This window comes from Bradyrhizobium sp. SZCCHNS2022, from assembly GCF_032377575.1.
In the GTDB taxonomy this organism is placed as follows: Bacteria; Pseudomonadota; Alphaproteobacteria; order Rhizobiales; family Xanthobacteraceae; genus Bradyrhizobium; species Bradyrhizobium aeschynomenes.
This window is the reverse complement of sequence record NZ_JAUHHZ010000001.1, coordinates 496,463-515,260: the sequence shown is the minus strand read 5'-3', so window position 1 is coordinate 515,260 and position 18,798 is coordinate 496,463. Positions and strand designations below refer to the sequence as shown.

The window sequence follows — 18,798 nt, the reverse complement described above, 5'->3', positions numbered from 1 at the left end:
ATCATGAACAAACAGCTGCTGCTCAAACTTCACCGCTGGATCAGCCTGGCCTTCGCGCTGCCGCTGCTCGTGATCATCGTCACCGGCCTGATTCTCTCCTTCGAGCCGATCGCCCAGGTCGCGGCGGTGAAGCCCGGAAGTGTCGATCCGGCGCGCGTCGTCGCGCTGATCAAGCAATATGATCCTGAAGGCAAGGCGCGCGGCATCTCCCTCAATCCGGCGACACAGCATCTGACCCTGCAGGGTCGGCCCGGCACCGAGCTCGACATGACCACGGGTGCGGTGGCAGACAAGCCCGTCACGGGAAGCGTGTTTCAGTGGGCCCGCATGACCCATGAGCACCTGATCGGGATCGAGGGCCTCACGACGGTCTCCACCATCGGCATGATCGTCATCATGATCATCGGCATCCTGATGGGGCTGCCGCGGCTGCGCAACACGCTCTCCGGCTGGCACAAGGGCGCGGCGTGGTTCACGCTGCCGCTGATCCTGCTGAGCCCGCTGACCGGGCTCCTGCTCGATCCCAGCAACAGCTTCTTCAGCACGCCGTCGGCGGCGACCAAGCGGATCACCCTGCCGGAGGCGGTCAGCATCGTCGCCAAGGATCATGACCTCGCCACCGTCAACATGATCGGCAATCGCGGCGGGCGGATGTTGGCGCGGATCATCGAGGGCGACGAGTTGCGCGCCTACGCCGTCACCGCGGACGGTCTCTCTGCGCTGCCGCGCAACTGGGTGCGGCTGCTGCACGAAGGCAATTGGTCGCTGATCGGCAGTGCCGCCAACGTGCTGATCTCGGTCGTGCTGCTCACGCTGCTGGTCACCGGCGTGCTGATCTGGACGCAGCGCCGGCTTCGGCGGCCGAAGCGGACAAGAGACGCATCGGCCAAGCCGGCCGTCGCGTCATCCGCGATCTCCTGATCACGGCCGTCTGGCGGCCGTTCCAAGCGGACGCCGCGCGGCGGAGGTCGAGACGGCGCCCGTCCGCCGCTTTGGTCCCGCTCCTGTCCGTCCATAGGCCGCGATGAACACCTTGATTCCGCCCTCGATCTGGGCGCGGTACACGGCCGCGCTCGGTGCCTTCATGGACAGCGCCCATGTCAGCGGCAGCCGGCCCTGGATCAAGGTGAGGAATTGCGTGGCGGCGAGCCTGGCATTGGGGACATCGATCAGCCCCTGCGCCTCCGCCGCGCGTAGAAACGCCGCGACCTCCACCTCGCAGCGGTCCGGCCCCGCTGTCATGAACGCTTCGGCAATCGCCGGATAACGCGAGGCGCAGGACATCACGAGCCGGTGCATCGCCAGCCCCCGGCCGTCGAGAAACATCGCCAGGAAGCGGCGTGCGATCTGGCGCAGGTCGCGCTCGAGATCGATGGGCCGCCCGTCCCGGATCCACAGCTGCTCACCCATGCTTCGGCAATCCGCCTCGACCAAAGCGAGCAGCAGCGCGTCCTTGTCGGCGAAATGACCGTAGACCGTCGCCTTCGACACGCCGGCATGGCGCGCGATCGCATCCACGCTGGTGGTGTCGAAGCCGCCCGCCATGAACAGCGTCCGCGCGCTCGCGAGAATCTGCGCGTGCTTGCGCTCCGTGCGCGCAGAGCCTGCGACTGCAGGTGATGGCGCTGCATGCGAAGAAGATGTGACCATGCTTCTCCCTATCATCAACGTGACTTGACTCAAGCCTGACACGCGCCGCATGTTCCCTCAAGAAGAACGAAACGGTTTAGTTTTATGAAGAATCATGTCCGGATGTTTCAGGTCTTGCGGGGGCCTATCCTGAGACGTGGCGCAGCTTCTGCGCCGCTCGGCGTCGTCGGCTGTAGTGTGCTGCTTGCATCCTGCGCCATGGGGCCCGACTTCATGTCGCCCGATGCGCCGGCCGCGACCGGCTACGTCGCCGAGCGGCGCCTCGCAGCAACGGCGAGCGCCACCACGCCCGGCGGCAATGCGCAGAGCTTCGCTCCCGGAAACGACCTGCCCGGCACATGGTGGGCGCTGTTTCATTCCCGGCAGATCAACGCCTTCGTCGAGGAGGCGATTCGCAACCACCCGGACGTCGAGGCGGCTCAGTTCGCGCTGCGCGCCGCACGCGAGAATGCGCTCTCACAACAAGGCGCGCTGTTTCCGCAAGTCAGCGCGAGCGGATCGGCCGAGCGCACGCAGGCGTCCAGCACGCAGCAGGGACAGTGGCCCGGCCAAACCTCGCTCTACACGCTCTACGGTGCCTCGGTGAGCGTCAGCTATGCGCTCGATCTGTGGGGCGGCACACGACGCCAGGTCGAGGCGCTGCAGGCGCAGGCCGACTATCAGGCGTTCAAGATGGAGGCGACCAATCTGGCGCTGACCGCCAATGTCGTCACGGCTGCGATCACCGACGCCTCGCTGCGCGACCAGATCGCGGCGACGGAAGAGATCATCAAGGCCGAAACCGATCAGCTCGGCCGCATCCAGCGTCAGTTCGATGTCGGCGCCATCTCCAAGTCCGACGTGCTGTCCCAGGAGGCGACCCTGGCGCAGGCCAAGGCCACCTTGGCGCCGCTGCAGAAGCAACTGGCGCAGCAGCGCAATCAGCTGATGGCCTATCTCGGCCGGCTGCCGAACCAGGACCGCGGCGAGCACGTGACGTTGGCGGAGCTGAAGCTGCCGCGCAAGCTGCCGGTGTCGCTGCCCTCCTCGCTCGTTCGTCAGCGTCCGGACATAAGGCAAGCCGAGGCGACCTTGCACCAGGCCACCGCAACGGTCGGCGTCGGCATTGCCAATCTGCTGCCGCAGCTGACCTTGTCAGGCAGCTACGGCGCGAGCGGATCGGAACGGCTGTTCTCGCCGACGACGATCGTGTGGGACGCAGCCTCCAGCGTCAGCCAGAAGCTGATCGACGGCGGCGCGCTCTATCACACCAAGGAGGCGAATGTCGCGACATTCGAGCAGGACCTGTCGCTCTACAAGAGCACGGTCATCACTGCGTTCCAGAACGTCTCCGACTCGCTGCGCGCCATCCAGTACGACGCCGAGGCCTTGAGGGCCCAGGCCGCCGCCGAGAAGGCCACCGCCGACAGCCTCGCCATGGCGATCGAGCAGTTCAAGAGCGGAGCCGTGCCCTACGCCAACGTCATCACGGCGCAGCAATCCTATCTCAACGCGCGCGTCTCCCGCATCAAGTCGCAAGCCACGCGCTTCACCGACACCGCGGCCTTGTTCCAGGCGCTCGGCGGCGGCTGGTGGAATCGCCAGGACGAGACCCCGGCGGCGCTGCCGCGTGCCAATCCCGGCTATTTCGCCGGCCCCAATCGCACGACCCAGGAAGCAATGTAATGAAGAAGCGCATGACGATCATGCTGGCCGCGATGGCCGTTCTGTTCGGCGGCCTCTACGGCTTTCAAACCTTCAAGGGCGTCATGATCGCCAAGGCCATTGGCGCCATGGCGAACCCACCGCAGACGGTCTCGACAGTGGTCGCGCAGAGCGCGCCGTGGCGCACCGGCCTCACCGCGATCGGCTCGCTGCGCGCCGTCAACGGCGCCGATCTGGCGCTGCAGGCCGCAGGCATCGTTCAGAGCATCCAGTTCAACTCCGGCGACACGGTCGAAGCGGGCCAGCAATTGCTGCAGCTCGTTGCCACCGATGACGTCGCCAAGCTGCAGTCGCTGCAGGCAACGGCGGAGAACTACGGCATCGTCGTCAAGCGCGACGAGGAGCAGATCAAGTTCAATGCGGTGAGCCAGGCCACCCTCGACACCGACCGCGCCAATCTGAAGAACGCGCAGGCCCTGGTGGCGCAGCAGAAGGCGATCGTCGAGCAGAAGACGTTGAAGGCCCCCTTCGCCGGCCGGCTCGGCATCCGCGCCGTCGATCTCGGCCAGTTCCTCAGTGCGGGCACGTCCATCGTAACCTTGCAGAGTCTCGATCCGATCTTCGTCGACTTCTATCTGCCGCAGCAATCGCTCGCTGACATCCGCATCGGCCAGAACGTCGACGTCGTCGTCGATGCCTTCCCCGGCGAACGCTTCACCGGTCAGATCTCGGCGATCAACGCCAAGGTCGATTCCTCGAGCCGCAACGTTCAGGTCCGCGCTACCCTGCACAACGAGTCCGCGCGGCTGCTGCCGGGCATGTTCGCCAAGGTCGAGATCGCCATCGGCAAGCCCGAGCAGCTCGTCAACGTTCCGCTCACGGCCGTTGTCAGCAATCCCTATGGCGACCTCGTCTACGTCGTCGACGATCTCAAGGACGGTCAGGGCAAGGCGCGGCAGATGTTCGTCAAGAGCAAGCCGGCAAAGGGCGACCGGATCGCGATCACCGACGGCGTCAAGCCGGGCGAGACGGTGGTGATCGCGGGGCAGATCAAGCTGCGCAACGGCAGCCCGGTCAAGGTCGACAATTCGCACGTGCCGGTCGCCGAAGCCGCGCCTGATGTCGTCGATCAATAGACCCGTCCAGCCCTGAGCCATCATCCATGCGATTCACAGACATCTTCATCCGCCGGCCGGTGCTGGCGCTCGTGGTCAGCGCGCTGATCCTCGTGCTCGGCCTGCGCTCGATGACGACGCTCGCCATTCTGCAATATCCGCGCACGCAGAACGCGATCGTCACGGTGAGCACGGCTTATGCCGGCGCCGACAGCGACATCATCGCCGGCTTCATCACGACGCCGCTGGAGAACGCGATCGCCCAGGCCAACGGCATCGACTACATGACCTCGACCAGCGTCACCGGCAGCAGCACGATCACGGTGAACCTGCGGCTCAACTATGATTCCGGCAAGGCGATGACCGAGATCAACGCCAAGGTGAACTCGGTGCTGAACCAGCTGCCGACCGGCACGCAGCAGCCGACCCTGACCCTGAAGGTCGGCCAGACCATTGATTCGATGTATATCGGCTTCGCCAGCGAGGTTCTGGCGCCGAACCAGATCACCGATTATCTCACGCGCGTGGTGCAGCCGAAGCTGCAGGCCGTGTCCGGCGTGCAGACGGCAGAGCTGCTCGGCGCCAAGAAATTCGCGCTGCGCGCCTGGCTCGATCCCGACAAGCTCGCCGCCTACGGCCTGACAGCGACCGACGTCTCGACGGCGCTGTCGGGCAACGACTACATCTCCGGGCTCGGAACGACGAAGGGCCGGCTGGTGCAGGTCGACCTCGCGGCGGCCACCAATCTCCACTCGCTGGAGCAATACCGCAACCTCGTCGTCAAGCAGGTCAACGGCGCCATCATCCGCTTGCGCGATGTCGCGAACGTCACGCTCGGCAACGACGACTACGACAGCGCGACGCGGTTCAACGGCCGCACCGCGGTCTATGTCGGCATCCAGGTGGCGCCGACCGCCAATCTGCTCGACGTCATCAACGGCGTGAAGGCCGTCTATCCGGAGCTCCAACGCCAGCTGCCGAACGGCATCAGCAGCGAGATCCTGTACGACTCGACCGACTTCGTGAACTCGTCGATCGACGAGGTGATCCATACGCTTGTCGAGGCCATCGGCATCGTGATCGTCGTCGTATTCATGTTCCTGGGGTCGTGGCGCTCGGTGCTGATCCCGGTGATCGCGATCCCGCTGTCGCTGATCGGCACCTTCGGCCTGATGCTGCTGATGGGCTTCTCGATCAACCTGCTGACCCTGCTGGCGCTGGTGCTCGCGATCGGCCTCGTCGTCGACGACGCCATCATCGTCGTCGAGGCGGTCCATCGCCTGATCGACGAGGGCGTCTCGCCGGTCGAGGCCGCGATCCAGTCGGCGCGGGCGCTGGCGAGCCCGATCATCGCGATGACCGTGGTGCTGATCGCGGTCTATGTGCCCGTCGGCTTCCAGGGTGGCCTGACCGGCGCGCTGTTCACCGAGTTCGCCTTCACCCTGGCCGGCGCCGTCACGGTCTCGGCGGTGATCGCACTCACCTTGTCGCCGATGAACTGCGCCTGGCTGCTGCGCCGGACCGAGCGCGAGTCGACGACGCTGGAAGCGCGGCTGGTCCGCGCCATCGACCACGTGCTCGAGCGGCTCGCGCGCGGTTACCGCCGCTCGCTCGAAAGCGTGTTCACGACCAAACCGGTGGTCGTCGTGTTCGCGCTCCTGCTGCTGGCCATGATCCCCTGGCTCTATGTCAGTTCGACCAGCGAGCTCGCGCCGGACGAGGACCAGGGCATCGTGCTGTCGCTGACCAACTCGGCGCCTTCGGCCACGCTCGAGCAGCGCGAGTTCTACGGCCAGCAGCTGTTCGGCCTGATTGCGCAGCGTCCGGAGACCCGCACCGTGTTCCAGATCGACACCCCGACGCAGGCGATCGGCGGCTGGGTCCTGAAGCCCTGGGATCAGCGCAAGGCGACGACCAAGACCCTGCAGCCGGAATTCCAGCAGATGCTGAACGGCATCGCCGGCGCCCGCTCGGTCGCGTTCCAGCCCGCACCGCTGCCGGGCAGCAACGGCCTGCCGATCCAGTTCGTGATCGGCACCACCGGATCGTTCTCCGAGCTCAACGACGTGTCGCGCGAATTCATGAACAAGGCCCTGGCGAGCGGCAAGTTCATCTTCCTCGACACCGACCTGAAGATCGACAAGCCGCAGACGACCGTCGTGTTCGATCGTGACAAGGCCGGCGATCTCGGCCTCAAGATGAGCGATCTCGGCGGCGCGCTGGCGACGATGCTGGGCGGCAACTATCTGGATTATTTCAGCCTGGAGGGACGCTCCTACAAGGTGATCCCGCAGGTCCGGCAGAACGACCGCCTGACCGACAACCAGCTGCTCGACTACTCGATCCGCACCAGCGGCAACGCCATGGTGCCGCTCTCGACGGTGGCCCGGCTCGAGCACAAGACGATCCCCGAGTCGCTCAACCACTTCCAGCAGATCAACGCCGCGACGATCTCCGGCGTGGCGATGCCCGGCGTGGCGATGGGCGATGCGCTTGCCGCGTTGAAGGAGATCGCGACCTCGCTGCCGTCGGGCTATTCGATCGATTATGGCGGCGCGTCGCGGCAGCTGGAGAAGGAGTCCGGCGGTTTCGTCACCACCTTCGTGTTCGCGCTGATCATCATCTTCCTGGCGCTCGCCGCCTTGTTCAACAGCTTCGTCGATCCGATCATCATCCTGGTCTCGGTGCCGATGTCGCTGGCCGGCGCGCTGCTCTTCATCAGCCTCGGCATCGGCGGCGCCAGCATCAACATCTACACCCAGGTCGGCCTCGTCACGCTGATGGGCCTCGTCAGCAAGCACGGCATCCTGATGGTCGAGGTCGCCAACGAGCTGCGCGAGCACGGCAAGGACCGCACCGAGGCGATCATCGAGGCCGCCACCGTCCGCCTGCGGCCGATCCTGATGACGACGGCGGCGATGGTGCTCGGCGTCATCCCGCTGATCACCGCGAGCGGCGCCGGCGCGGTGTCGCGCTTCAACATGGGCCTCGTCATCGCCACCGGGCTCGCCATCGGCACCCTGTTCACGCTGTTTGTGGTTCCCGTCGCTTATGCGCTGATCGCCCATCGAGGCACAGCCCACCAGGTGGCGGCACATGGTGGAGAGGCGCCGGCCGTGCCTTGAAAATCTAGTAAGATCAGGATGTTGATGGCTGAGTCAGGGAGTTACATCGATCATCATTGACAAACGATGCAGTGAAACGATATATCGTTCGTACGAAACGGAGATCATATCGTATGAGACATCATCGTTGGACATTCGACCGCTCGCGCTGCGATGACGACCGCCAGGAGCGCGGCTGGGGCCATCGTGGACGTCACCATGGGCATCACGGCTTCGACGAGGCTTCCGACGAGATCCGCATGGGCGGGCGCGGCGGCGGCTTCGGTCCGCGCGGACCAGGCCTGTTCGAACGTGGTCGCCGCGGCGGCCGCGAGGAATTCGGGCGTGGCGGCGGCGGCCGTGTCTTCGGTCCCGGTGACCTGCGCAGCCTGCTGCTGTGGTTGATCGGCGAGAAGCCACGCCATGGCTATGAGCTGATCAAGGCGGTCGAAGAGCTCGTCGGCGGCGCCTATTCGCCGAGCCCCGGCTCGGTCTACCCGATCCTCAGCCTGCTCGAGGACATGGGCCAGATCGAAGCCGCTTCGGCCGAGGGCGGCAAGAAGCTGTTCGCGATCACCGAGGCTGGCCGCCAGGCTCTCAAGGATGACGCTGCGGCCATCGACGGCCTGCTCAGCCGCCTGCGCATCCTGGCTCGTTCGATGGGTGGCATGCGTCCGTCTGAACAGGTGATGCAAGCGGTTCAGACGCTGAAGATGGCGCTCAAGATGCACCGGCGCGGCTGGAGCGACGAGGAGTCGAAGCGCGTCAGCAGCATCCTCACCCGCGCCATCGCCGAGATTGAGGGCGACGACGACGCCGCGACCTGACACTCAGACACTGAAAGGAGCATCGACATGCCCCACGCCTACGCCATCGAGGTGACCGACATCGACCCGCGCCGCGACGGCGCCGTCGGTCCGAGCTACGACTTCACCTTCACCAGCCACGACGATCTCAACGAGATCGTCGCCCGCGTCCAGCGCCGCGGCTTGTTCGACCACAATGAGAGCAAGGCCTTCGTCACCGGTCTCAAACTGCTCGGCGGCGTGATGCTCAACCACCGCGGCGAGCCGCTGTTCGCCGACTTCGGCCCGGCGTTCAAGGCGTTCATGACCAAGCTGAAGTCAGGCGCGAAGGCGCGGGAGGCGGAGGCTTGAGGACTGCGCGTCGAGGCGCGCTTGTCGCTCCCCACGAAAGGTGCCCTCCCTCTCCCCGTTCTTCACGGGGAGAGGGTCGGGGTGAGGGGCAGCCGCACGGGTGGCATCAATCAAAGCAGGCAACTAACAGCAACGTCCCTCGATAGCATCCGCGGTATGGGTCCCGGCGTTCGCCGGGACGACACCGGTGATGTGGCGCAATCGTGCCACACCGCCGGGATTGGGCACGGTCCGTGCCAAACCCATCCGCGATCCCTTGTGATGTGGCACGAGACCGGACCCAATCCACCGCTGTCGTCCCGGCCTTGAGCCGGGACCCATACCGCGTGATGGTCGTTGTCGGAGCAGATGTCAGTCATCGCACTCCGATCAACACGCCGCCGCTACACCGGCTCCAGCACCATCAACCCCGTCGCCGTATTGGAGATCGGGATGTGGTAGTTGGAATGCTCCTTGCGGACCTTCTCCGGCAGGGTGCCGCGCGCGACCATCCAGTTCAGCAGCTCGACGCCCTGCGTGCCCGACAGCTCGACCAGCTCGGTGGTCGAGTACTTGGTGGCCCAGGCGGGATCATCGACCATGCTGGCCATGAACTTCTCGTCGAAGTCCTTGTTGATGAAGCCGGCCCGCTCGCCGTCGAGCTGATGCGACAGGCCGCCGGTGCCCATCACCACGACGCGCTCGTCCTTCGGCCAGGCCTGAATCGCCCGCGCCAGCGCCTGGCCGAGCTTGTAGCACCGCGCAGCCGAGGGCAGCGGCGCCTGCACGGTATTGACCACTACCGGCACGACGCGCACCGGCCATTTCTGGTCGGGCCAGCACAGCGCCATCGGCAGGGTGAAGGCGTGATCGACCGTCATCTCCTGACAGGTCACGAGATCGAAATCCTCCTTCACCAGATGCTCGATCAGGTGCCAGGACAATTCGCTGTCGCCCTTGAACGGCGCGGTCTGCGGGATGCCCCAGCCTTCGTCGGCATTGCTGTAGGCATCAGCCGCGCCGATCGCGAAGGTCGGCATCTTGTCGAGGAAGAAGTTGAGGCCGTGGTCGTTGTAGACCAGCACGACCACGTCGGGCTTCACCTTGGCGAGCCATTCGCGCACATGCGGAAAACCGTCGAAGAACGGCTTCCAATACGGATCCTGCTGCAGCCCCTTGGCGATGGCGCCGCCGATGGCCGGGACGTGGGAGGTGGTGATTGCGCCTACGATCTTCGCCATGATGGTTACCCCCTCGCCGCCAGAAGCTTGGCCTTGAACTGGTCCTTGGTCAGCCCGGTCTGCTGCGCACCGATGTCCTGCATGTCGAGCCCGAAGATGCCGGCGAACTTGGCGAGGTAATAGGCGTTGCCGCCGGCCTCGATCAGCTCGAGCACGTTGCGGTTCTTGATCGCCGCGCGCTGCTGCGCATTGAGGCCGTACTTCGCGCAATAGCCGTCCTCGTCGGCGACGAAGGCCTTGCGGTTGGCGGCGTCGTTGAACGAGTAGCACATCTTGTTGAGCGCATAGCCCTTGCGGGCCTGCTCGCCGTCGAAGATGGTGGTGCCGGGCACGGGCTGCCGGGCCGATGTGGCGGACATTGTAACCTCCCCTGAAAGCGTTCTGACCGGCCGCATTTGATCTGGATCAAACGCGGCGCGTTCCATGCCCGCCAGTATCGCCCGAAGACACCGCCGATAAAGGCCGCCCGCCCGATCTGATCCATGAGCCAATTCGATCATTTGGACCTCGACGGCCATCTGCTGCAGCTGCTGCTCGCCGTAACCGAGGAGGGCTCGGTGACGCGCGCCGCGCACCGGCTCGGCGTGACGCAGTCGGCCGTCAGCCATCTGCTCGACAAATTGCGGGCCATCACCGGCGATCCGCTGTTCGTCAAATCCGGCCGCGGCATCGTGCCGACGGCGCATGCGCAGTTGCTCGCGCTCCGCGCCCGTGCCCTGCTCGACGACCTCCGGAGCTTCTCGCACGCCGCTGCGTTCGAGCCGGCCAAGATCTCCGCGCAGGTGACGATCGCCGCCAACGACCTGCAACGCGACCTGCTGCTCCCCTCCCTGCTCCGCTATGCGCGGGCGCAAGCCCCCGGCCTCAGCCTGCGCGTGATCCCTTCGGGCGCGCCGACGCCGGAAATGCTGCGCGAGGAGCACTGCCAGCTGATCATCACGCCGCGCCCGCCCGAGGGCAGCGACATTCTGCAGAAGCGGCTGTTCGAGGACAGCTACCGGGTGTTCTACGACGCCGGCCAGCGTGAGCCGCCACAGTCGCTTGAAGACTATCTCGCCAGCGAACATGTGACGGTGGTCTACGAGCCGCGCCGGCGGCTCGACATCGACGAGGTCCTGGCCGAGCGCGGCCTCGTCAGGCGCTTCGCCGCGCAGGTGCCGGGGTTCGGCGGCATCGGTCCGTTCCTGCGCGGAAGCCGCATGATCGCGACCCTGCCGAGCCTGCTGCGCGCCTACATGCTGCGCGGCCTCAGCATTGCACCAGTGCCCGTCCCCTGCCCGCCGATGCCGATGTACATGGTCTGGCATCTGCGCCATCACGAGGACCCGCTGCATCGCTGGCTGCGCCAGCAGCTCGAGATCGTGGTGGCGCCGAGCCTCGCCGCCGCAGCCGAGCACATGCCGGTGACGGTCTAGTCAGGGGGCGCCTCACTCCGGCGCGTGGCAGACCGCCTCGACATTGTTGCCGTCGGGATCGCGCACGAAGGCGCCGTAATAGGTCGCGTGATAGTGCGGCCGCAGTCCCGGCGCACCGTTGTCAATTCCACCCGCCGCGATCGCCGCCTGGTAGAACGCGTCGACCGTCGCGCGATCCTTGGCGTGGAAGGCGACATGGGTCGAGGTCGCAGCCGTCCCGCCGGTGCCGATCCAGAAATCCGGCCGGCCCTCACCGAAGCCGGCGTGCTCGCCATGACCTCCGGTCTGTTCGTTGGTGATCTCCATCATGAGCACATAGCCGAGCGGCGCCAGCGCGGCGGCGTAGAACGCCTTGGCGCGCGCGAAATCGGAAACGGGAAAACCGACGTGGTCGAGCATGACGATCCTTTCGTGCCGTGATCCGCGAACGATAAAGCGGCCGTCCGGCGATCGCAACGTCACGCAATCATCGCGCAACGATGCGACGCGCCGTCGCCAGGCCACTCGCCAGCGCTGCCTCGACCGTGCCCATGTCCCGTCCCTGATACAACGCCTCACCGGAGATCAGCACCGGGCCGCCGTCCCAGGACGCGAGCACGTCCTGCGCCTGACGCGTCGCGAGCGTCGCGTAGGAATAGGCGCCGCGGGCAAACGGATCCTTGCTCCAATCGGTGACATGCGCTGCCGCCAGTTCCTGCCTGAGAACGGTCACGGGCTTCGCGAAAATATCGGCAAGCGCCACGAGTCCGGCTTCGATCAACGCGGCCTGGTCGAGCGCCTCGAAGGCACGGGTGGGCGGACCGGCGCGCCAGCCGGTCAGCACGGCGTGATCGCTCGGGTGCTGCGTCCACCACACCGGCACGTCTGCGTCCGACAGCACGAACAGAATGTCCGACAGGTCGTGCGCCGGCATCGCCGTCCACCAGCGCCGCTCGAAGCGCAGCAGCAGCTTGATCACATTGCCGAAGCCGATATCGGCGCAGGCCGCCAGCTGCGCGCGCATCGCCGCGGGCAGCGTGATGGACGATAACAGCGGCAGCGGCACGGTGAGAATGACGACGTCGCCGCGATAGGTCTGGCCATCAGCACAGCGGACGAGCGCTCCACCATCCGCGCTCTCGATCGCCGTCACGATCGACTGGAACGCAAACACCACATCGCGCGCGCGGCACTCGGCGACGAGATGATCCAGCAGCGCGCCGTAGCCCCCGACGATGCGAGTCTGCGCGCCGCGATCGCCGCCCATCCACTCCTCGCGCAGCGCCAGCACGCTGGCGCGATCGGGATCGGCGGCATCATAGCCCTGCACCATCCCAAGCACGGAATCGCGCAGCGCCGCAAACTCGGGACCCGCGAAATGACGCGCGAGCAGCGTGGTGACGGTGAGGTCTTCATCGAGCCTGGCCAGCACCTCGTGCAGCCGGTCCATCTGCGCATCCGCAGGGTCGCCGCGCGAGAACCTTCCGTTCGCGACATGCCAGCGCGCACCCTCGATCGGCTGCGCCGAGAGCCCGGCCTCGGCCAGCAGCCGATAGGTGACCGGTGCGTCACCGTGAATGAACTCGGCGCCGGCCTCCGCCCTGTATCCGAACGCGTCTTCGCTGAGCGGATGAATCCGGCCGCCGCAGCGCTCGCGCGCTTCCAGCAGCGTCACCCGGCGGCCGGCGCGCGACAGCTCGCGCGCGGCCATCAGTCCCGCGGCGCCGGCGCCGACGATGATGACGTGATCGCGTCTCTCAGCCATGGCTGGCCTGCGCCGGCACGGCGGCGGAGTTGGTGATCTTGTAGCGCAACCACAGCGCTCCGCCTTCCAGTGCCGTCGTGCTTTCGAGCGTCATCGCCGTCACGGGCGCGCGCTGGTCGGACTCGGCCTCCGTGGAATCGAACACCATTGGCGAGCCCTTCGCACCGTCCACGGCCGGACACAGCACGAGATTGAGCTCGTCGACCAACCCGGCGCGCAGGAACGCGCCGTTGACATGGCCGCCCCCTTCGAGCAGCAGACGCTTGACGCCGAGCTCGCGCGAGAGGATGTCGAGGACGCGCGGCAGATCGAGCGAGGTCTCGCCGGCGAAGATGTAGGAGACGCCCTCGCTGCGCAGACCTGCGAGATGGGCATCCGATACGGCTTCCGTGAGCACGACGACGATCGGATCGCCGCCGATGTCGGAACGCCCCCAGCAGATCTTGCCCTGGCCATCGAGCACCACGCCATAGGCCTTGGCCTCGCGCCTCGCGATCCAGTTCTCGCGCGGGAAGCGTTCGGTGGTCGTCGCAGGATAGGTTGTGCCCTTGGCAAATTCCTGGCCGGTGACGCGGCCGATCAGCCAGGCATCGCCGCCGAGCTGCTCGTGGACCTGCTCGAACAGGTCGCCCGAGCCCTTCGGCCGCCAGCGGCTCGGCCAGGTCCGGCCATCGACGCTCGAGGCCATCAGGCAGATCACGTCCGGTGTCATGGGCACTCCTCTCAGCGCTCAACGAATATCGCTCCCGCGGGCTTGTCAACGAAGCGGCGCAATTTTCGTTCGATGGCGGCCATGCCCGCGCTGGCTGCCGTCACCGGCCCCCGGCGCTGTCACGGCGCAGATCCATGCGCTAGATTCTGGGAAACGGAGCAGATCATGCACGGCGCGGGGCACGGACGAAACGCCATCGGCATGCGGAACGTCGCATTGCTGGCGGCCGCGCTATCCGGGCTTGCCCTTTGCATCGCCGGGGTATGGCGACTCGAAGCCGCGCGTGACGGCGTGACCATCACTCAGTTCCAGGCCGGCACGACACCGATCACCGTCTACCGGCGCGAAGGGGCAACCGCATCGCCGGTGGTCGTGATCGCGCACGGCTTCGCCGGGTCGCGCCAGTTCATGGAGGCCTATGCGCTGACCTTGGCGCATGCCGGCTATCTCGCCGTGTCGTTCGACTTCGAAGGCCATGGCCGCAATCCGACGCCGATGTCCGGAGACGTCACTCGCGTCGACGGCACCACGCGCAAGCTGATGGCCGAGATCGGCCGCGTCACCGACACCGCCTTGGCATTGCCGGGCGCCGACGGCCGCGTCGCGCTGCTCGGGCATTCGATGGCATCCGACATCATCGTGCGCCAGGCGATCGCCGACCCGCGCATCTCGGCCACGGTGGCGATCTCGATGTTCTCCGAGGCGGTCACGGCCAGCGCGCCGCGCAATTTGCTGGTCATCACCGGCGAATGGGAGGGCGCGCTCCGCCGCAACGCATTGCGCAACCTGCAGCTCGCCGATCCCGCCGCGCATGAAGGCGATACCGTGGGTGATCCCGCCGCGGGCAACCGGCGCCGTGCCGTCGTCGCCCCCGACGTCGAGCATGTCAGCGTGCTGTATTCGACGACGGCGCTGCGCGAGGCGCGCGACTGGCTCGATCAGGTGTTCGGCCGCGCCAGCACCGGCCCGGTCGCCGCCACGGGCGGCGCGATCGCGCTGCTGCTCGCCGGCATCGTCCTGCTGGCGTGGCCTCTCGCCGAGCTGCTGCCGAACGGCGATGCGCAGCCGCCTCCGATGGCGTCGCGCAGCCTGGCCATCGCCACGCTGGTTCCGGCAGTGCTGACGCCGCTGGTGCTGCGCTTGGTCAATACACGCTTCCTGCCGGTGCTGGTCGCGGACTATCTCGCCGTGCATCTGTTCGTGTATGGCACGCTGTCGCTGGCGCTGCTGCGCTGGTACGGCGTTCGCTTCGGTCGCGTGGCGTGGTTCGCTGCGCTCGCGCTCGCCGCCTATGGCATCCTCGTATTCGGCGGCGCGCTCGACCGCTATGTCGCGTCCTTCATGCCGATCCCCGCCCGGCTTCCGATCATCGCCGCCATCGCCGTCGGCGCCATCCCTGCCATGCTCGCCGACAGCATCGCCAACCAGGGCGGCCACGCCGCGCTGTGGCGTACGCTCTGGATCAGAACCGCCTTCCTGGCCTCGCTCGGCGGCGCGGTCGCGCTCGATCTGCGCAGGCTGTTCTTCCTGCTGATCATCATCCCCGTCATCGTGCTGTTCTTCATCGTGTTCGGACTGATCGGCGGCTGCGTCGGCCGCAGGTCCGGTTCGCCCACCGCCGCGGGCATCGGCCTCGGCCTGATCCTGGCGTGGGCGCTCGGCGTGTCGTTTCCGATGTTCGCGCCGGGCTAGCCCGGCGCTGCAGCGCATCGACAACGAGGCTCGCAATCATATCAGAACCAGCACCAGCCGCCTTGGCGCGCCGGAGGACAGCGGCACTTTCCCCCCGTCGAGGAGGCGAAGCTCTTCACGCGACGGCACGCGGTCGCGCGCCCGGAGCATCGCTGCGCGCCGACGCAGATAGAGTGCAACGCGCAGGTCGAGCCAGAGCCGGACATGGAGGCCGAGCAGGATCAACTCGTTTGTCATCAAAACGTCTCTTCACAATTGCCGGCCGCGATCTGAGGTGAGCCTGCCACCTACCGCCCCGGAGCGAATGAAATTGCGATCAGACGGGCCCGCCGGGGCACGACGGGCCCGTCTGCCGAACTAACTCAGGCCATGCGCCGCCTTGATGATGTCTGCGGCGCGCTCGCCGATGACGACGCACGGCGCCATCGTGTTGCCGCTGGTGATCTCCGGCATGATCGACGCATCGGCGATGCGCAGCCTGTCGACGCCGTAGACCTTCAGCCTGCCGTCGACCACCGACATCGCGTCATGCCCCATCTTGGCCGTGCACGACTGATGCCAGTACGTGACCGCGGCGTTGCGCACGAAGCTTTCCAGCGCGGCCGCGTCACGTTTGCCGGGAAGGGCTTCGCGCTTCACGAGCCTGTTGAAGGCCGGGTCGCCGCCCAAGGCGCGGCACAGCTCGATGTTGGCGTAGGCCGCGGCGAGGTCATCCGGATGCGACAGCGTGTTCGCTTCGATCCGGATGGGATCGTCCGGAGCCGGTCCGGACAGGTGCAGCGTGCCGCGGCTCTTCGGATGCGCAAGCCCTGCGAACATCGTCCAGCCATGCTCCGGAACGTCAGGTCCCATGATCTCCGCGCTGACCACCGGAAACTCGACCTGACAGTGGAACATGTCGGGGCAAGCGAGGGCTGAATCGCTCTTCCAGTACAGCGTGGCTTCCGAACCGCCGTGACCGACTCCCTGCGGCTCGCGATATTCGAACACGCAGGCGAACGCGATGTGGTCCTGGTGATTGCGGCCGACGCCCGGCAGATGCTGGATCACCGGAATGCCATGGGGCCGAAGTTCGTCCTCCGGACCGATGCCGGATTGCATCAGAACCTTCGGCGTGTGAATGGCGCCGAGCGAGAGCACGACCTCGCGATCGGCCATGAACAAACACCGCTTCGAGTCCTTCATCGCTTCCACGCCGACGACGGAACGGCCGTCGAAGATCAGCCGCGTGACCATCGTCTCCGTCAGGACCGTGAGGTTGGGTTGCCCGAGACGCGGGTGCACATAGGACCGGTAGATCGACGAGCGGCGCCCGTCCTTGATGATCAGGTCGTTGATGGCGGCCCCACCTCTGCCCTCCATCATGGCGCCGTTCGGACTGTCGAACGCCGGCAGACCGAGGGATTGCGCGGCCTCGATCATCGTCAGTGCGATCGGCTGCGGATTCGCCGCGGGTCCCACATGCACAGGCCCACCGGTGCCGCGACGGCGCGGATCGGGAGGGCCCTGCCAGTTTTCGATGCGGCGATAGATCTGGAGCACGGATTCGTAGCCCCACGCCGGATCCTGCGCCTCGGCGGCAAAACGCTCCCAATCGTTGCGATGGCCGCGCGCCCACACCATGACGTTGATGCTCGAGCCGCCACCCAGCACCTTGCCCATGTTGAGCGGAATCGCCCGCCCGTTCAGCTGCGGATTGGGCTCGGCCTTGAAGTTCCAATCGCGGGCGGAGCCGAGATTCAGCGGCCACTGCCCCGGTGTCATGACTTCAGGAACGTCATCGCTGCCACCGGCCTCGAGCAGCAGAACGCGAACGGCCGGATCGTCGGCCAGCCGTGCGGCCACGACGGACCCCGACGATCCGGCGCCGCAGACGATGAAATCGTATCGGCCTGAATTCTCGTCAGGCCTTGCCGTGGCGATCCGCTGCGGATCGGCTTCGCGGGTCCTGTTCGCCATCCTCTATTCCCTCTCCGTCTGAAGTGAACTCAACACAGCCAAAGCGTGCATTGGCGGGTGGACAGCATCGAACTCCGGTATCGCGATGCCGTGCCGCGAGGATTGAATTATCAATTCAATCAAATATATCAATATCACTAAATATAATTGCTTTGTGATCGGGAGGACGCACATGCGCTTGAACCGAAACAGCCGATGCGGCGATCTGGGCGGGGCTGCGGGCCGTTCAGCGGGGGCTGCAAACGATGCGGCTAGCCGGTACGGTGCGGTCCATGGATAAGGACGTTCTGACGACATCCGAGGCAGCAAAGCTGCTGGGGATTTCAGTGCGCACAGCGCAATTGCTGATCGAGGGCGGCACGCTGACCTCGTGGAAAACGCCGGGCGGACATCGCCGCGTCTACCGCACCGAGGTCGAAGCGCTGATCGCCCGCACCAAGCCTGCCCCGGTGCTGGACTCCGCGCTCGTCGTCGTCGTGTGCTCGCCGGCCCGCCGAGCGGCCTATGAAGCGATGCTGGCGGCGATGCCGGAATGCACTGTCGCGATCCACGAGGATGCGAACACCGCGGCCTTCGTCATCGGCGCACGGCTGCCGGCCGCGGTGATCGTCGACCTCGAGGACGCTCCTGCCGACCGGCTGGCATTCCTGAAGCACATCGACATGAATCCCGCGTTCGGCTCGATCGCCGTGTTCGCTTCGGCGAGCCCGGAAGTGATCGCGAGCGGCGAACTCGCCGCCTTGCGTCGGGTGACCGTAACCTCGCCCGACCGATTGGCGGCTGCGCTGCAAGGCGTGCTGCAGGACAAGGAGGCGCCGCGTGACATCGTGGTGGACGGCGCGCTGTTCCCGCTCGCATCCAATGAAGGCCGGCGTCTCGCAGCGCTGAAGCGCTCGGGCCTGGTCGACACCGCGCCGGAGGACGCCTTCGACCGCCTGACCTGGCTCGCGAGCCGCAATCTCAAGACGCCGGTCGCGCTGTTGACGCTGCTGACCAACGACCGGCAATGGTTCAAATCGCGCGTCGGGCTGGACATGATCGAGACGCCGCGCAGCTGGTCGTTCTGCAACCACACCATTCTGCAGAAGGGTGTGTTCGCCGTGAGCGACCTGGCTCGCAAGGCCCCGTTCGACACCAACCCCGCCGTCGCCGGCGCACCGCATTTCCGCTTCTACGCTGGCGTGCCGGTCACCGATCCCGACGGCTTCGCCATCGGGGCGCTGTGCGTCATCGACTATGAACCGCGCAGGCTCGATGCCGAGCAGGAAAAGACGCTGCTCGCGCTGGCCGCGCTGGCCTCGGACGAGCTTCGGCTGCGCGCCACCGACCGGCAATTGCGCTGGGCGTTGGACTCGCTCGAGCGGCAGCACGACCGATCCTGACGGG

The 18,798-nt window shown here is 66.4% G+C and carries 17 protein-coding genes; 9 read left to right on the top strand and 8 right to left on the bottom strand.

The features are described from left to right. Positions 1-3: 3 nt before the first annotated feature. The gene (locus QXZ94_RS02255; RefSeq protein WP_315719049.1) at positions 4-921 is read left to right on the top strand and encodes a PepSY-associated TM helix domain-containing protein; all 918 of its coding nucleotides are present in this window, start codon (positions 4-6) and stop codon (positions 919-921) included. Here the strand turns inward: QXZ94_RS02255 and QXZ94_RS02250 are convergent, their stop codons facing one another. Then, on the bottom strand, positions 922-1,650 hold the full coding sequence (locus tag QXZ94_RS02250) for a TetR/AcrR family transcriptional regulator (protein ID WP_315719048.1): 729 nt from the start codon (positions 1,648-1,650) through the stop codon (positions 922-924). It lies immediately after the preceding gene. 84 nt (positions 1,651-1,734) lie between these two features. Between QXZ94_RS02250 and QXZ94_RS02245 the strand changes: the two genes are divergently transcribed. From QXZ94_RS02245 to QXZ94_RS02225, 5 genes are all read left to right on the top strand, one after another. Then, positions 1,735-3,315: an efflux transporter outer membrane subunit gene (locus QXZ94_RS02245; protein WP_315719047.1), complete on the top strand. Its 1,581-nt coding sequence runs from the start codon at positions 1,735-1,737 to the stop codon at positions 3,313-3,315. Then, entirely contained in the window at positions 3,315-4,430 is a 1,116-nt protein-coding gene (locus QXZ94_RS02240) for an efflux RND transporter periplasmic adaptor subunit (protein WP_315719046.1), read from the top strand. Before QXZ94_RS02245 ends, QXZ94_RS02240 begins: the two co-directional genes overlap by 1 nt. 26 nt (positions 4,431-4,456) lie before the next feature. Next, positions 4,457-7,534, top strand: a complete 3,078-nt coding sequence (locus QXZ94_RS02235) for an efflux RND transporter permease subunit (RefSeq protein ID WP_315719045.1) — start codon at positions 4,457-4,459, stop codon at positions 7,532-7,534. A 113-nt stretch (positions 7,535-7,647) separates the two neighbouring features. After that, complete coding sequence (locus tag QXZ94_RS02230) at positions 7,648-8,340, top strand: PadR family transcriptional regulator (protein ID WP_315719044.1); 693 nt, start codon at positions 7,648-7,650, stop codon at positions 8,338-8,340. A 27-nt stretch (positions 8,341-8,367) separates the two neighbouring features. Further along, positions 8,368-8,670 carry a DUF3861 domain-containing protein gene (locus QXZ94_RS02225; protein WP_315719043.1) on the top strand — a complete coding sequence of 101 codons (303 nt, stop codon included), beginning with the start codon at positions 8,368-8,370 and terminating at the stop codon, positions 8,668-8,670. A gap of 383 nt (positions 8,671-9,053) precedes the next feature. On the opposite strand, the gene QXZ94_RS02220 is transcribed toward QXZ94_RS02225, so the two are convergent. Beyond that, on the bottom strand, positions 9,054-9,890 hold the full coding sequence (locus tag QXZ94_RS02220) for a class III extradiol dioxygenase family protein (RefSeq protein WP_315719042.1): 837 nt from the start codon (positions 9,888-9,890) through the stop codon (positions 9,054-9,056). Positions 9,891-9,895: 5 nt separating this feature from the next. Beyond that, a complete protein-coding gene (locus QXZ94_RS02215; RefSeq protein WP_315719041.1) occupies positions 9,896-10,249 on the bottom strand; it encodes a protocatechuate 4,5-dioxygenase subunit alpha in 354 nt (117 codons plus the stop codon). A 123-nt stretch (positions 10,250-10,372) separates the two neighbouring features. Between QXZ94_RS02215 and QXZ94_RS02210 the strand changes: the two genes are divergently transcribed. Continuing rightward, on the top strand, positions 10,373-11,305 hold the full coding sequence (locus tag QXZ94_RS02210) for a LysR family transcriptional regulator (RefSeq protein ID WP_172111847.1): 933 nt from the start codon (positions 10,373-10,375) through the stop codon (positions 11,303-11,305). Positions 11,306-11,317: 12 nt separating this feature from the next. On the opposite strand, the gene QXZ94_RS02205 is transcribed toward QXZ94_RS02210, so the two are convergent. From QXZ94_RS02205 to QXZ94_RS02195, 3 genes are all read right to left on the bottom strand, one after another. After that, positions 11,318-11,704: a VOC family protein gene (locus QXZ94_RS02205; RefSeq protein ID WP_315719040.1), complete on the bottom strand. Its 387-nt coding sequence runs from the start codon at positions 11,702-11,704 to the stop codon at positions 11,318-11,320. Positions 11,705-11,771: 67 nt separating this feature from the next. Further along, positions 11,772-13,049 (bottom strand): NAD(P)/FAD-dependent oxidoreductase, encoded by a 1,278-nt coding sequence (locus QXZ94_RS02200; protein ID WP_315719039.1) that lies wholly within the window; start codon positions 13,047-13,049, stop codon positions 11,772-11,774. Then, complete coding sequence (locus tag QXZ94_RS02195) at positions 13,042-13,761, bottom strand: RibD family protein (protein ID WP_315719038.1); 720 nt, start codon at positions 13,759-13,761, stop codon at positions 13,042-13,044. Before QXZ94_RS02195 ends, QXZ94_RS02200 begins: the two co-directional genes overlap by 8 nt. Positions 13,762-13,926: 165 nt before the next feature. Here QXZ94_RS02195 and QXZ94_RS02190 point away from each other — a divergent pair, with 165 nt between their 5' ends. Further along, positions 13,927-15,453 carry a serine aminopeptidase domain-containing protein gene (locus QXZ94_RS02190; RefSeq protein ID WP_409998726.1) on the top strand — a complete coding sequence of 509 codons (1,527 nt, stop codon included), beginning with the start codon at positions 13,927-13,929 and terminating at the stop codon, positions 15,451-15,453. A gap of 36 nt (positions 15,454-15,489) precedes the next feature. Here QXZ94_RS02190 and QXZ94_RS02185 read toward each other — a convergent pair whose 3' ends face one another. Continuing rightward, positions 15,490-15,690 carry a hypothetical protein gene (locus tag QXZ94_RS02185; RefSeq protein WP_315719036.1) on the bottom strand — a complete coding sequence of 67 codons (201 nt, stop codon included), beginning with the start codon at positions 15,688-15,690 and terminating at the stop codon, positions 15,490-15,492. A 120-nt stretch (positions 15,691-15,810) separates the two neighbouring features. Next, the gene (locus QXZ94_RS02180; RefSeq protein WP_315719035.1) at positions 15,811-17,412 is read right to left on the bottom strand and encodes a GMC family oxidoreductase; all 1,602 of its coding nucleotides are present in this window, start codon (positions 17,410-17,412) and stop codon (positions 15,811-15,813) included. A 272-nt stretch (positions 17,413-17,684) separates the two neighbouring features. Between QXZ94_RS02180 and QXZ94_RS02175 the strand changes: the two genes are divergently transcribed. Further along, positions 17,685-18,794, top strand: a complete 1,110-nt coding sequence (locus tag QXZ94_RS02175; protein WP_315719034.1) for an excisionase family DNA-binding protein — start codon at positions 17,685-17,687, stop codon at positions 18,792-18,794. The last annotated feature ends 4 nt before the right edge of the window (positions 18,795-18,798 follow it).

Coding starts and splice junctions, on each gene's coding strand:
- QXZ94_RS02190 (WP_409998726.1), top strand. CDS start 13,927: ATGCACGGCGCGGGGCACGGACGAAACGCCATCGGCATGCGGAACGTC.
- QXZ94_RS02180 (WP_315719035.1), bottom strand. CDS start 17,412: ATGGCGAACAGGACCCGCGAAGCCGATCCGCAGCGGATCGCCACGGCA.
- QXZ94_RS02195 (WP_315719038.1), bottom strand. CDS start 13,761: ATGACACCGGACGTGATCTGCCTGATGGCCTCGAGCGTCGATGGCCGG.
- QXZ94_RS02205 (WP_315719040.1), bottom strand. CDS start 11,704: ATGCTCGACCACGTCGGTTTTCCCGTTTCCGATTTCGCGCGCGCCAAG.
- QXZ94_RS02210 (WP_172111847.1), top strand. CDS start 10,373: ATGAGCCAATTCGATCATTTGGACCTCGACGGCCATCTGCTGCAGCTG.
- QXZ94_RS02220 (WP_315719042.1), bottom strand. CDS start 9,890: ATGGCGAAGATCGTAGGCGCAATCACCACCTCCCACGTCCCGGCCATC.
- QXZ94_RS02240 (WP_315719046.1), top strand. CDS start 3,315: ATGAAGAAGCGCATGACGATCATGCTGGCCGCGATGGCCGTTCTGTTC.
- QXZ94_RS02245 (WP_315719047.1), top strand. CDS start 1,735: ATGAAGAATCATGTCCGGATGTTTCAGGTCTTGCGGGGGCCTATCCTG.
- QXZ94_RS02235 (WP_315719045.1), top strand. CDS start 4,457: ATGCGATTCACAGACATCTTCATCCGCCGGCCGGTGCTGGCGCTCGTG.
- QXZ94_RS02185 (WP_315719036.1), bottom strand. CDS start 15,690: ATGACAAACGAGTTGATCCTGCTCGGCCTCCATGTCCGGCTCTGGCTC.
- QXZ94_RS02200 (WP_315719039.1), bottom strand. CDS start 13,049: ATGGCTGAGAGACGCGATCACGTCATCATCGTCGGCGCCGGCGCCGCG.
- QXZ94_RS02255 (WP_315719049.1), top strand. CDS start 4: ATGAACAAACAGCTGCTGCTCAAACTTCACCGCTGGATCAGCCTGGCC.
- QXZ94_RS02175 (WP_315719034.1), top strand. CDS start 17,685: ATGGATAAGGACGTTCTGACGACATCCGAGGCAGCAAAGCTGCTGGGG.
- QXZ94_RS02250 (WP_315719048.1), bottom strand. CDS start 1,650: ATGGTCACATCTTCTTCGCATGCAGCGCCATCACCTGCAGTCGCAGGC.
- QXZ94_RS02230 (WP_315719044.1), top strand. CDS start 7,648: ATGAGACATCATCGTTGGACATTCGACCGCTCGCGCTGCGATGACGAC.
- QXZ94_RS02225 (WP_315719043.1), top strand. CDS start 8,368: ATGCCCCACGCCTACGCCATCGAGGTGACCGACATCGACCCGCGCCGC.
- QXZ94_RS02215 (WP_315719041.1), bottom strand. CDS start 10,249: ATGTCCGCCACATCGGCCCGGCAGCCCGTGCCCGGCACCACCATCTTC.